The organism is Bacillus sp. FSL W8-0102 (genome assembly GCF_038007225.1).
In the GTDB taxonomy this organism is placed as follows: domain Bacteria; phylum Bacillota; class Bacilli; order Bacillales; family DSM-4216; genus Bacillus_O; species Bacillus_O smithii.
On the sequence record NZ_JBBOWT010000001.1, the window covers coordinates 2,388,479 to 2,401,220 of the forward strand.

Sequence of the window (12,742 nt, forward strand, 5' to 3'; positions counted from 1 at the left end):
ACAACCTTTTCTATGTAACAAAAGGCGCGTGAACCGCTTTCACGCGTAATAAGCCACATTATTCTAGCCTTATTTCTTAAAGTGTTTCTCATAATAGTTAAACATGGAAATATTGACCAATATACCCATCGATAGGGCCAGCAAAATGAGGGAGGAGCCTCCATAGCTGATAAAAGGAAGGGGTACCCCAGTAATAGGAATCAATCCTAAAATACCACCGAGATTAATAAAAGATTGAATGGCAATCATGCTGGAAATGCCAACTGCCAACATGGATCCAAAAGGGTCCTGGCACTGTATGCCAGTATAAATTCCTCTCAGCACCAAAAAGGCGATCCCTCCCAATACAATCACTACTCCGGCAAGCCCTAATTCTTCAGCGATAACCGCCATTATAAAATCGGTATGGGGCTCCGGCAAATAACCTAATTTTTGAACGCTTTGTCCCAAACCAAGCCCCTTAATTCCTCCCGATCCGATAGCCAAATAAGAGTTAACTAATTGGTACCCTTGGTCACTTTTCTGTTTAAACGGATCTAGAAAACCTTCCACACGCCCCATTTTTTCAGGAGTAAAAATCTTGTCTTTTTTCAACAAAACAACAGGTGATAAAAGAAGGCTAATCACCAGACCCAGAAGGATCAATTTACCGATATTCTTAAATTTCATTCCTGACGTCAAAATGACCGTTGCGCCGATCATAAAGATAATGAATGCCGTTCCAAAGTCAGGCTGTAAAGCAATCAACAAGCAAATAAAGATCAATAATATAATTGGTGGTATGACACCCTTGTCAAAAGAGTTGATGTATTTCTGCTTTTTGGCATATACAGCTGACATATAGATAATGACAGCAAGCTTGGCAAACTCAGCGGGCTGAAGGCTGTTTGACCCCACTCGAAACCAGCTTTGCGCGTTATTGGAAACATGCCCGAAAAAAAATATAAGGATAAGCCCCGCTGTAATGGTGGCAATCATAGAGAATAAAAACTTGCTATTTTTTAAGGCTTTATAAGGAAAAAAAGCCATAATAGCAAACAGCAGAAAAGCAACCATAATATGCAATTTTTGTTTGGAATAAAAGTAGTCGCTTGGAACGCCATACCGTTGGACTGCAGTGACAGAACTAGCGCTGTAAACCATCACCAATCCAAACAGGCTAAGTATGATATAAACTATTATTAAGCTGTAATCAAAAGATTTCAAGATTTTCTTAAACATACTACTCTTCCATTCTATTATGTATTGTTCACAAATTCGACATGATATTGAAATTTCCTGCTTGTATCTACAAAAAAACTCAAACAAATACACTGCGTAATGTTTGAGTTCTTACTCATGTTTATTCCTTTGAGATCGCTTCATGAATGGCAGACAGCTCTTTTTCCAAAGAATCAAGCAGCTTTTTGCCATCTGCTTCATTCACCAATCCTAATCGAACTGCAAAATCTATTTCACGGGATAAGCCAAACATTTGAGTATCCAACACTTCCTCATAAAGAGGGCATTGGGGCATCGTTAAGTTTTCCATTTGTACTTTTATTAAACGCAAAATTTTTTCTGCGTCTGCTTTCAAAAGTGAGTAGGCCTTTTCCCGGTGATCCAAAGTCGTTTCCGACGCCATTACAATCCCCCCGTTTCCGAGCGATTCATCACTTATTATGAAATTTTATCGTTAAAATTCGTTTTTTGCAAGGGAAAGGAAGGAGGATGCTCTTTTCCGGGATGTTCCAATGCTCCTATTTCTCTTTTCCCCTACTCTATAATAGGAGCTCTAAAAGAATGTGACAAGACTTCTTTGAAAGGATATACTTAAGTTGAAGAAGAAAAGGAGGAACATGGTATGAACACGATCATTCCCTTTAAAGGAAAAGTGAAATATCCGGTTACGATGGATGCCGGTGTATGGATTTTCGATGATCGACGCATTGATTTAAATACATATTTTGATCAAGAAGATCAGCAAACAGAAGAAACGGAAGAAGATTATACGAAGAAAGTGTCGAAATATTGGGAACGGGAAATTCGTGAAGGCGCCGTCTCTCCGCCTACTATTAAAACCGAAAAAAAATTTGAAAAAGAAAAATTATTAACGGGAACATTCGGTATCAAGCTGGCCCCATTTTTAAAAAATGCCGAACCGGAAAAAGATGCAACGACTTTGGTCATCGAAACAGCAGAAGGAGAAGAAGCTGTTCCTTTGGAAAAAGCTTATGACTTAATCCTTTGTTTTTCCAAAAACGGCAAGCCATTGCGGGAAGATGGTCCTGTGCACATCTATTTTGGAGACGGTTCCAATAAGCAAAACCCGATCAAACATGTCAGAGCGCTTCGTGTAGAATAAATGGCTGTTCTTTTTCTCTGAAAAAAATTTTTCCAGTACAATCCGGCTGGACAGTAAAAGGGAACGATCCACGCCGATCCGTTTTGCTGTCCGTCCGCAGCGCAGTACTCCGTTGCATGCTCATACACCTTTTCAATGGTGAAATTCTTGTTTTTTTACAACAAATGAGCAGCGGCCTATGATAATCGTCCTTTTCTAACATATGCCGCTGCTAAGCTTTTTCAACCGAAAGATGTTATTTTTTTTGCAAAACGTTTGGAGCTCAAAAGACAAAAGACGAAAGTCGCGGACGAAAAATGGATGGCGAACGCTTTTTATAAAATATCCGCCGCTAATTGTGCAAGGTCAGAGCGCTCTCCTTTCATTAATTTAATATGTCCAGCCACTTTTTGATCTTTAAATTTTTCAACAACATAGGTTAAACCATTGTTATATTCGTCTAAATAGGGGTGATCAATCTGGGCGGTATCCCCCATTAGAACTATTTTGCTTCGTTCTCCAACTCTCGTTAATATGGTTTTGGCTTCATGTTTGGTTAAATTTTGCGCTTCATCGATAATAATAAACTGTTCTGGAATACTTCTGCCTCTTATATACGTCAGTGCTTCTACTTCAATGGAGTTCATTCCTGCCAGAATATTGTCAATTTCCCCCGGTTTTTTGGTATTGAATAAAAATTCCAAATTATCGAATATCGACTGGGTCCAAGGTCTTAGTTTTTCCTGTTTCTCGCCAGGCAAATAGCCGATATCTTTCCCCATAGGGACAATCGGTCTTGCAACGAGCATCTTTTTATACAAATCCATATCTTCTGTCTGCAATAATCCGGCAGCCAGCGCCAGCAACGTTTTCCCTGTTCCTGCTTTTCCCACCAGTGTGACGAGTGGAATATCTTGCCTTAGCAAAAGTTCCAATCCCATTATTTGCTGTACATTTCTAGGCCGAATTCCCCAAACCGGCTCTTGATTGTATTTAAGTTTCCTTACATGTTTTCCGTCTTCAGCCACTATTCCAATAGCCGATTGGGAACTTCCTAACGCATCTTTTAAGATGAGAAATTGATGTGGATAAAATGGATGCTGGGTTAATTCTGAAAGAGAAAGTTCGCCTTTTACATAAAATTGGTTTAAAGCTTCGTTGGAGATATAACACTCTAAAAACCCCGTATAAAGATCATTGAACTCAATCACTCTGTCATTCAGAAAATCTTCTGCCTGCAACCCAATCACATCAGCTTTTACACGGACTAAAATATCTTTGCTGACTAATATAACCGGGCGCCCATTTTCTTTTGCTGCCTCTTCAAGTGATAAATTTTTGGCTACGGCCAAAATTCGATTATCATTCGTTTTTTCCACAAAGATTTCTTGAAGTTGCTGAAATGAACGATGATTTAATTCGATTCTGAGCGTTCCGCGGTTTGGAAGACGAATTTTTTCATGGAGCTTTCCAGATTGTCGTAACCCATCAATTAATTTCGATACTTGTCTTGCATTTCTGCCAATTTCATCCATATTCCTTTTTTTCGAATCCAGTTCTTCGAGGACAACAGCCGGTATCACCACTTCATTGTCTTCAAATGAAAAAATGGCGTATGGATCTTGCAACAAGACATTGGTATCTAAAACATAAATTTTCCCCAAATCCATGCCTCCTGCTCCATTTTCTTGATACAGCTTTGATTGCCGCAAATTTCGGAACTGCAGTTTTCTGGCGGCTGCAGCTACAGAGTCGCAACATCCTCCTCTTTGACTTCAAACGACTGCAACAACGCAATTCATGAAGCTTCAACTCAAAACCTGATGTAGGCTTTAGCCGATTTTAAGATCGACATTCATATCCCTAATACGTAAAAAATTCAAGAATGTCGAGATAAAAACCCGCAAATTCAGTCGTTTTAGTTTGTTACTATTATATGAAGAATTTCTTGCTTCAGTTCAAAAAATTGGACTTCCTTTTCAAAAAATCACAGTCTTTTGAATAAAGTTGGAAGATCCCTGCAAAATAAAAACAGAACGAAAAAGATCAGAAAGATTTGAGGTGAAATCCATTGAAAACTTGGCTATTCCTTTTAGCCGTTCTATTATTGGCCTCTTGTTCCGGAAACAAAAATATAGCCGAAAACGAAAACCGTACGAATCCAAATCAAAATGCGCCACTCACGCAAGTGAAAAACAGCAATCCCCGTCCGCTGGACAGAGAAAGTGGGCAAAGAAAAGCGAATCACTTAGCTAATTTAGCGGACAGCGTACCAAATGTTGAAAACGCCCGAGCGGTTGTTCTCGGCCCCTATGCTGTTGTAGGAATAGATGTCAATCCTAATATTGACAGATCACAGGTTGGTTCCATCAAATATTCGGTAGCTGAAAGTTTAAAACACGATCCATACGGATCCAGAGCGGTTGTAGTAGCGGATCCCGACATGAACGCTCGTCTAAAAGAAATCCAAACGGATATTCGAAACGGTCGACCGGTTCAAGGGATTATGGAGGAATTATCCGATATTGTCGGCAGAGTCATGCCTGAAATTCCGAATCAAATTGTGGAACAAAAAAACCCCGACCGGGCAACCGAACATCCAAAAAGGAATTTGCCTGATCGACAGGACCACAAGTTGGAAAAAGAACAGCAAGATCAATCGAATCAAATGAAAAACCGCTGACACAAAGGAGAATGTTTTCATCCAAACGAATTCACATGATGACAGTCCATTTTTCCAAACATAGTTTAAACAAAGTTGAAAAGGGTCTCTATTCCAAACGAACACCGACCAAAGTGTCTTACTTTCCAAAAGAGACCTTCTCATCCATAACGAATACACTTTCTTTCATCAAATGAGATCACCGCATTCTAAGATGTAGATCTTTTTGACACATCATCAAACTAAATATAAACTAAAAATCGGCTCCTTCTTTTCTTCTTCCAAGGAGTTGATTTTTTTGCTGAAAAAAAGCACATAAACATCGTTGAAGTGAAGTAAAGTCATACTTAAAACGGCTTCTTAATTGAATAAAACGTTCGTTGACTCTATCTATTTAATTCCCTTTTCTTTTTAAAAATCCTCTTGAAAAAATAAGATTTCATTTTGAATACGATAACCCTCACGGACTTATTGTTCCATGACGCGTGCACCATTTTTCCTCGTGATGATCATGAATTTATATTGATCATAAAGAGATGCGACTCTATTTTTATTTACTGTAGATGAGCAAATTCGCTAACATAAATTTACAACCAAACAAAAAAGAAGACATGAACCCGATTCCTTGGTTAGAATAGATGTGCCACAACTACTCACAAGGGGGTTCATGTCTCATGAATAGATTAGCACATCACCTAGGAATCCACAAGTTTTTGACGATGTTGGGGTTGGCACTTTATTTCTCAAAACCTGTCATGAAGCATCTCGTTCATATCGTGGATGCGATGATTACAAAGGGCTTTTCGGGAACACTGACCGATCTACATCACGGGAGTTTTCATCCGAACCATCGCACGACACTCAGCCATTTTTTCACGAAAAGCCCATGGGAAGAAGAGACGTTGCTTCGCAAACTCCAGCAGTGGGTGCTTCATCGTGTCGAACGCAGCTCGAAACGAGAGAATCAACCCATTTTTGTTTCGATCGATGATACGATTTGCCAAAAAACGAAGCCCTCGTCACGGGCAACACACGCCATTCAAGGGTGTGATTGGCACTATTCTCACGCAGAGAAAAAGTCGATCTGGGGACATTCTCTCGTTTGGCTCATGGTTCATACGATGACCCAAGCGTTTCCTTTTGCCTTTCGCCTCTACGACAAGACGGCGGGGAAAAGCAAAGGGGAACTCGCGATCGAGATGCTTTCTTCGTTGGATGTGAGTCGACCCGTTTATGTGCTCATGGACTCTTGGTATCCATCGAAAACCCTCGTGGGAGCCTGCTTGAAAAAAGGGTTCCACGTCATCGCGATGCTCAAGACGAATCGGATTCTCTATCCAAAAGGGACGGCCATTCAAGCAAAGGAATTTGCCAAATCTATGGAGCCACGGGATACCCGCCTCGTCACGGTGGGAAAAGAGCGTTATCGGGTGTATCGCTACGAAGGTGCTCTGAACGGTCTCAAGGATGCCGTGGTGCTGCTCGCATGGAAAGCCGATCAGCCGATGACACCGAAACATCTTCATTGCGTCTTGAGCACCGATCGCGAGCTAAGCGATGAAGACATCTTGTGCTACTATGCCGAGCGTTGGTCGATCGAATGTTTTTTCCGTCAAGCGAAAGACCAGCTGAAACTCGATGGATACCGCGTTCGCGGGCGTCGGGCGGTGAAACGGTATTGGATCTTGGTGCAACTTGCGTATGTGTACAGCATGTTCGAGTCGAACAGTGATGTTTCGGATGGGCTCGATCTCCTGCGCAAGAGAAAAGGACATAGCCTCGTGGAGTTCATTTATCGTGCAGCAAAACAAAATATTCCCATTGATGCCGTGAAAAAACAGCTCCACGTGGCATAAGGGGTACCCCGTTTGTCTCTTTTTCGTATGGTAATCATTGTTAATAAAAATGCTCATCTACAGTTATTTATATAAAACTTGAAGCCATAAAATATTTGAACACTTTTAAATAAACATTCTTGACTTCTTGATAATTAGATTTATAATCGAAACAGATTAAATGAATTTCCTCGTTAGGCGAGGCTCCTATACAAACAAAAGCCACTGCCCAGAAACATCGAAAGATGCCATTGGGTAGAACAGGTTTGGTCGGATTAAGGCTTAACCCAATGTGGCTGAGAGCATGACTCTCTACGTTGTATAGTGCTAAAGCTAAACTAGGGGGAAAAAGGTTCTTGAACGTTCCCCCCTCATCTATTCGTGAGGGGGGTTCAATTATTTAAAAAGGAGTTGAGCTTTTATGGGTAGTCAAAATTCCAATGAACCGGACCCACCGAAAACCGAGGAAGCCATAAACCAGCCCCTCTATGTACGATTGATTACTCATAAAAGTTATCAATCCTTAAATTGGGATGGTTTCTGACTTCCTCAATCAAACTGAGGGAGGAAGAAAGCATTATGATGAATATTTATTACACAAGCGAACATGGAAACCTTATTGAAATAAATGAAATAAAAAATGGCTGTTGGATAAAATTAGTCTCTCCAACAGAGGAAGAAATTCAAAATGTCGTCCAAAGACTTGAAATTCCTTTAGATTTTATTAAGGACGCTTTGGATGAAGAAGAGAGATCCAGAATTGAAAAGCATCGCAATCAATTGCTGATGATCATTGATATTCCGCTGAAGAGTTTCAATCATTCTAAACAGAAACCTTTTTATGAAACGATCCCAATGGGAATCATCGTCACGGAAAAATGTTTTGTAACGGTTTGTTTAAAAGAAAATTCCGTTTTCGATGATTTTATTCAAAACAAAGTAAAAGAATTTTATACTTACAAAAAGACAAGATTTTGTCTCCAAATGCTATATAAAATTTCCACTTATTATTTATTGTATTTAAAACAAATTAATAAAAAAACGGATTCAGTTGAAGCCCAATTGCATCAATCGATGAAAAACCAAGAATTATATACGTTGTTGGATTTGCAAAAAAGCCTAGTTTATTTCACCACTTCGTTAAAGTCCAATAATCTTGTTATGCAAAAATTGTTAAATGGGAATTTTTTAAAAATGTATGAGGACGACCAAGAACTTCTCGAAGATGTGATCATCGAGAATAAACAAGCGATTGAAATGGCGGAAACATACACTTCTATCCTTAGCGGAATGATGGACGCTTTCGCCTCTGTCATTTCGAACAATCTCAATATTGTGATGAAGTTTTTAACCTCCATCACCATTATCTTATCGTTGCCTACAATGGTAGCCAGCTTTTTTGGAATGAACGTCTCCATACCATTCCAGCATTATCCACATGCCTTTACAATTGCCATTATGATTTCCGCTTTTCTTTCTTGCTTTACGGCGATCATTTTTTGGAAAAAGCGATTCTTCTGAGGCGATCATAAGCAAGCATGTAAACTTTTTCGGAATTGAAAGTGTCGATCACGACAGGCCTTTTATAAAAATTTTGGTTTATTTTAAAAGATCGGTATGAACGGATGTGGATTCAAAACAACGGTTTATTTATTTAAAGTGTTGGAAAAAGGGCTAAGTCTTCATTACAGCATGATCATAAGATAAAAGCATCAGTGACGACGTAAACATGATGAGAAACAGTGGTCGCAGACATCCACTTTTGGCCCTTACCTTTTACTTAAAAAAAATGTATACTTAAGAACAGTTGATTTGGTAATGAGGTGTTGAATTTGAGGGTAAAATGCATTTTATGCGACCGCATTGACCATTTGGATGACGATTCTGTGTTAGCAAAACGGCTAAGGAACCGTCCGATCCACACCTATATGTGCCAAGAGTGTCATGATCGGATTACAGAACGAACAAAAGCAAGAATCGCCACTGGGAAATTCCGTTTATACCGATCAGGAAAAATGAGCAACCATTCATAGTCTATGAATGGCAATCGAGTAGGAGGAGGTGGTGAACCTCCGTCCTCTCACACCACCGTACGTACCGTTCGGTATACGGCGGTTCAATCAATAAATGACGCTTTTCGCCATATTTACTGTACAGGCTTTACAGCCCTTGGCTACTCCAATAAGAGTTGCCAAGGGTTTTGTGTAATATGGGACTTTTAGAGATTCTCCAATATGATTTCCTCGAATTTCCCCATTCATATGCTTTATATGGTTGAACTCCGAGTTGTATAAGTTTCTTTATTTTCGTTTTCGGCTTCTTCCACTGTTTCCAGATAATCATTCGGAGCCTTCTTCTTATCCATTTATCAAGATTCTTATTGCGGCGGAATCCAAAGCTATTCTCTGAGAATCCCGGATCAAATATGGGTGTGAATGCTTGGTTTAAAGCCTGTTGAATGAAACGGTCTATCACAGTAGGGATACCTAGTTTCCGTTTACCGCCGTTCGGTTTCGGGATTTCGACTCGTCGGACTGGTTGCGGTTTGTAGGTTCCCTCCAGTAGAGACGTGCGGATTTCATGCCAATGTTCCATCATGTACGGTCGTAGTTCGGATACACTCATTCCGTCCACACCATGACTTCCTTTATTTCGTTCCACTCGGTGAAGTGCCTCTAGTAAGTTTTCACGTGATAAAACCTGTTCCATTCTCATAAATATGACTCCTTGCGTGTGTTTTCTATTCTCTTCCATAGACCTAATATAAGCTCCACCCTCTTGAAGTCCCTCGTGGGATTCACCACTACTCTCTTCAAGTAAGTCCGTTTCGGATTGTCTGTGTCATTGTTCCATTAGAATGTCCGAGTAGAAAACCCTCTTTGATTGTTCCGTCCTTCCAAATAAGGAGCGACCTTATTTGTACTATGACGTCTGCTGACTTCTGACGGTTCAGCCATCCATCGCTAGATGGGTTACCAACTCAGTTGGCGTGTCCGTCAGACCTCCCTGGGTAAGAGTACAGTCTTTCTCTCCATCTATCTGCTTCATTTACTCTGTAACATCTTCGGCAGTATGGACTTTATCTTGTTTTGCAGACTCATCCAATGTTACCTAGCCTTCTATGAAGTTCGTGTTCCGAGAGACCCTAAGTTTGCCGCTCGCTTCCTTCGGATTCCGTGTCACCACGGACACCCTTGCGTTAAGCTAACCACTACTACTGCCTTCGTGGCTCAGGACTTTCCCCCTATAGACTGCACCCATGCCAGGCGCACAAAAATAAAAAAGAAGTTCCTGTATTCGGAACTTCTTTTTTATTTTGATTGGCATGTCTGCCTGACGCCCAATTGCAATGACACACAATCTATTATTTTCGATAACCAACGGAAAATCGCATCATTCACTTTCCGCTTCTTTCTTGTTTCGACGGATTCGGTAAATGCCTAATACAATGGCTGCGACAAAAAGACTTTCCACAACAGGCAACTGATAGGATAATATCAACAAAATAAAAGAGCCCATGATCATGAGAACATAAATCACGATATTTTTCCCAAAAGAAAGCTTTCTGGCGAACCCGAGATTATACACAAGGATGGATAACACAATGATGATCACGAAGTACAACCAGACAGCCCCCTTCACCCCCACAAGCTGGATCAAGAGGGCCAAAAGCGGGCTGACATGTTCCATTCCTGCCACGTGTTTTCCCCCTTAAGAGCGTGTATCTGAATATTTTTTCTTTCTCTCCAATTTTTCCCGTTCGTTTTTATTCAAGATTTTTTTCCGTAGTCGAATCGATTCCGGCGTTACTTCACAATACTCATCTTCATTCAAATATTCCAAAGCCTCTTCCAAAGAAAGAATTCTTGGTTTTTTCAAAACGGTCGTTTGATCTTTCGTGGCTGAACGGACATTGGTTGCATGCTTCACTTTTGTGATATTAACAGCAAGATCATTTTCTCTAGTATGCTCTCCGACGATCATTCCTTCATAAATTTCTGTTCCCGGTTCCACAAAAATAGTGCCTCGGTCTTCCACCTGGCCAATTCCATACGGTGTGGCCGTCCCCGTTTCCATTGAAACAAGAACTCCTTGTCGGCGACCTCCTACTCTTCCAGGCTGCATTGGCTGGTAGCTGTCAAAGGTATGATTTAAAATTCCGTAACCTTTCGTCAATGTCATAAATTCGGTTGTATACCCAATTAATCCTCTGGCAGGAACCATAAAAATCAATCGTACTTGACCATTTCCGTTATTGATCATATCGAGCATTTCGCCTTTTCGGGATCCGAGAGATTCAATCACAGCGCCAGTATGCTCTTCAGGAATGTCGATTTGCACTCTTTCCACCGGTTCACATTTGACGCCATCAATTTCTTTGATAATGACTTCCGGTTTTGAAACTTGCAGCTCATAACCTTCACGACGCATATTTTCAATTAAAATAGACAAATGAAGTTCCCCGCGTCCAGACACTATCCACGCATCGGGAGAATCCGTGCTTTCCACCCGCAAGCTGACATCGGTCTGCAATTGTTCCATTAAGCGCTCTTCGATTTTTCTGGCAGTCACATACTTGCCTTCTCGACCGGCAAACGGACTGTTGTTGACAAGAAACGTCATTTGCAGCGTCGGTTCATCAATTCGTAATGGCGGCAATGCTTCCTGATGATCGATAGGACATACCGTCTCTCCAACGTTGATATCTTCCATTCCCGATACCGCTACTAAATCACCTGCATACGCTTCTTCAATTTCGACTCTTTTCAATCCGAAAAAGCCGAACATTTTAGTAACACGGAATGATTTCACCGTACCGTCCAGTTTCATTAAAGCGACTTGTTGTCCTACTTTCATGGAACCTCTAAAAATACGTCCAATCCCAATCCGGCCCACATATTCATTATAGTCAAGCAGAGCCACTTGAAATTGCAGCGGTTCATCACGATTATCTACAGGCGCCGGGATATGTTCGACGATCGCGTCAAACAGCGGCTGCATGTTTTCCCCTTGTTTGTCAGGAGTCGTGCTTGCCGTCCCGTTAATGGCAGAAGCATAAATGACAGGAAATTCAAGCTGATCGTCATTGGCGTCCAACTCGATAAACAGTTCAAGCACTTCATCCACTACTTCTTCTGGACGTGCAAATTCTCTGTCGATTTTATTCACCACAACGATAGGAGTTAAATTTTGTTCCAATGCTTTTTTCAAGACAAATCGGGTTTGCGGCATACACCCTTCATAGGCATCGACCACGAGCAATACCCCGTCGACCATTTTCATGATACGTTCTACTTCTCCTCCAAAGTCAGCATGGCCAGGAGTATCCAAAATATTGATCTTTACATCTTTGTATTGAACAGCCGTATTTTTTGCCAAAATGGTAATACCGCGTTCTCTTTCCAAATCATTCGAGTCCATCGCCCGCTCTTCCACATGCTCATTGGATCGGAAAATTCCTGATTGGCGAAGCAATTGGTCCACCAATGTTGTTTTTCCGTGGTCTACGTGGGCAATGATAGCAATGTTGCGTATATTTTCCCTTCTATTCAAAGTAATACTTCCTTTCTATTACCACAGCAATTTGCATTGTCTGTTTGCACGTTGAAATAAAAGTTTTTCCATTAACCCATCAATTATATCACAGAATGTAGAAAATTGAAAAAGAGTTATGTAAAATATGAGAGAGAAGGAGGCTTAACTGGTGATGAAAAACATTCAATGGATTTTCTTATTTTTTGCAGTAGCAGCAGCCGCCAGCATCATTGGCATTGGCATATTCATCGCAGAACAAAGCTTGGCCGGCATCATCATTTGTATTATTTTATTATTCGCCATCATGGGAACGGGCTTTAAATTAAAACGAAAAAGAAGAGAAGAAGGCAGACTGTAAACGTGACCGCTAAAAGTGCTGGATGGCAA

The 12,742-nt window shown here is 40.7% G+C and carries 11 protein-coding genes, 1 pseudogene and 1 riboswitch; of the genes and pseudogenes, 6 read left to right on the top strand and 6 right to left on the bottom strand.

Annotated elements, in window-relative coordinates; genetic code table 11:
• Window positions 1-69 precede the first annotated feature (69 nt).
• Window positions 70-1,221 carry an FtsW/RodA/SpoVE family cell cycle protein gene (locus tag N1I87_RS11430; protein ID WP_341103372.1) on the bottom strand — a complete coding sequence of 384 codons (1,152 nt, stop codon included), beginning with the start codon at window positions 1,219-1,221 and terminating at the stop codon, window positions 70-72.
• A gap of 121 nt (window positions 1,222-1,342) precedes the next feature.
• Entirely contained in the window at window positions 1,343-1,624 is a 282-nt protein-coding gene (locus N1I87_RS11435; protein ID WP_003354435.1) for a YlaN family protein, read from the bottom strand.
• Between the two features lie 219 nt (window positions 1,625-1,843).
• Here N1I87_RS11435 and N1I87_RS11440 point away from each other — a divergent pair, with 219 nt between their 5' ends.
• Entirely contained in the window at window positions 1,844-2,344 is a 501-nt protein-coding gene (locus N1I87_RS11440; RefSeq protein WP_341094839.1) for a peptidyl-prolyl cis-trans isomerase, read from the top strand.
• Between the two features lie 314 nt (window positions 2,345-2,658).
• Here N1I87_RS11440 and N1I87_RS11445 read toward each other — a convergent pair whose 3' ends face one another.
• Entirely contained in the window at window positions 2,659-3,987 is a 1,329-nt protein-coding gene (locus tag N1I87_RS11445; RefSeq protein ID WP_040341485.1) for a PhoH family protein, read from the bottom strand.
• A gap of 407 nt (window positions 3,988-4,394) precedes the next feature.
• Here N1I87_RS11445 and N1I87_RS11450 point away from each other — a divergent pair, with 407 nt between their 5' ends.
• The 4 genes from N1I87_RS11450 to N1I87_RS11465 all read left to right on the top strand — a co-directional run bounded on the left by N1I87_RS11450 (window position 4,395) and on the right by N1I87_RS11465 (window position 8,853).
• Complete coding sequence (locus tag N1I87_RS11450) at window positions 4,395-5,006, top strand: YhcN/YlaJ family sporulation lipoprotein (RefSeq protein WP_341101830.1); 612 nt, start codon at window positions 4,395-4,397, stop codon at window positions 5,004-5,006.
• Between the two features lie 653 nt (window positions 5,007-5,659).
• Complete coding sequence (locus N1I87_RS11455) at window positions 5,660-6,841, top strand: IS701 family transposase (RefSeq protein ID WP_003353085.1); 1,182 nt, start codon at window positions 5,660-5,662, stop codon at window positions 6,839-6,841.
• 162 nt (window positions 6,842-7,003) lie between these two features.
• Window positions 7,004-7,172, top strand: a riboswitch (M-box (ykoK) riboswitch).
• A 227-nt stretch (window positions 7,173-7,399) separates the two neighbouring features.
• On the top strand, window positions 7,400-8,341 hold the full coding sequence (locus N1I87_RS11460) for a magnesium transporter CorA family protein (RefSeq protein WP_270584469.1): 942 nt from the start codon (window positions 7,400-7,402) through the stop codon (window positions 8,339-8,341).
• Between the two features lie 311 nt (window positions 8,342-8,652).
• Window positions 8,653-8,853, top strand: a complete 201-nt coding sequence (locus tag N1I87_RS11465; protein ID WP_270584470.1) for a YlaI family protein — start codon at window positions 8,653-8,655, stop codon at window positions 8,851-8,853.
• Window positions 8,854-9,205: 352 nt separating this feature from the next.
• On the opposite strand, the pseudogene N1I87_RS18085 reads toward N1I87_RS11465, so the two are convergent.
• The 3 genes and pseudogenes from N1I87_RS18085 to typA all read right to left on the bottom strand — a co-directional run.
• A pseudogene (locus tag N1I87_RS18085) lies at window positions 9,206-9,535 on the bottom strand (group II intron reverse transcriptase/maturase); the annotation flags it as partial.
• 678 nt (window positions 9,536-10,213) lie between these two features.
• Window positions 10,214-10,510, bottom strand: a complete 297-nt coding sequence (locus tag N1I87_RS11475; protein ID WP_040341542.1) for a YlaH-like family protein — start codon at window positions 10,508-10,510, stop codon at window positions 10,214-10,216.
• 21 nt (window positions 10,511-10,531) lie between these two features.
• Entirely contained in the window at window positions 10,532-12,373 is a 1,842-nt protein-coding gene (gene typA, locus N1I87_RS11480) for a translational GTPase TypA (RefSeq protein ID WP_340397080.1), read from the bottom strand.
• Window positions 12,374-12,527: 154 nt separating this feature from the next.
• On the opposite strand from typA, the gene N1I87_RS11485 reads away from it, so the two are divergent.
• On the top strand, window positions 12,528-12,713 hold the full coding sequence (locus tag N1I87_RS11485) for a YlaF family protein (RefSeq protein WP_003354423.1): 186 nt from the start codon (window positions 12,528-12,530) through the stop codon (window positions 12,711-12,713).
• Window positions 12,714-12,742 lie beyond the last annotated feature (29 nt).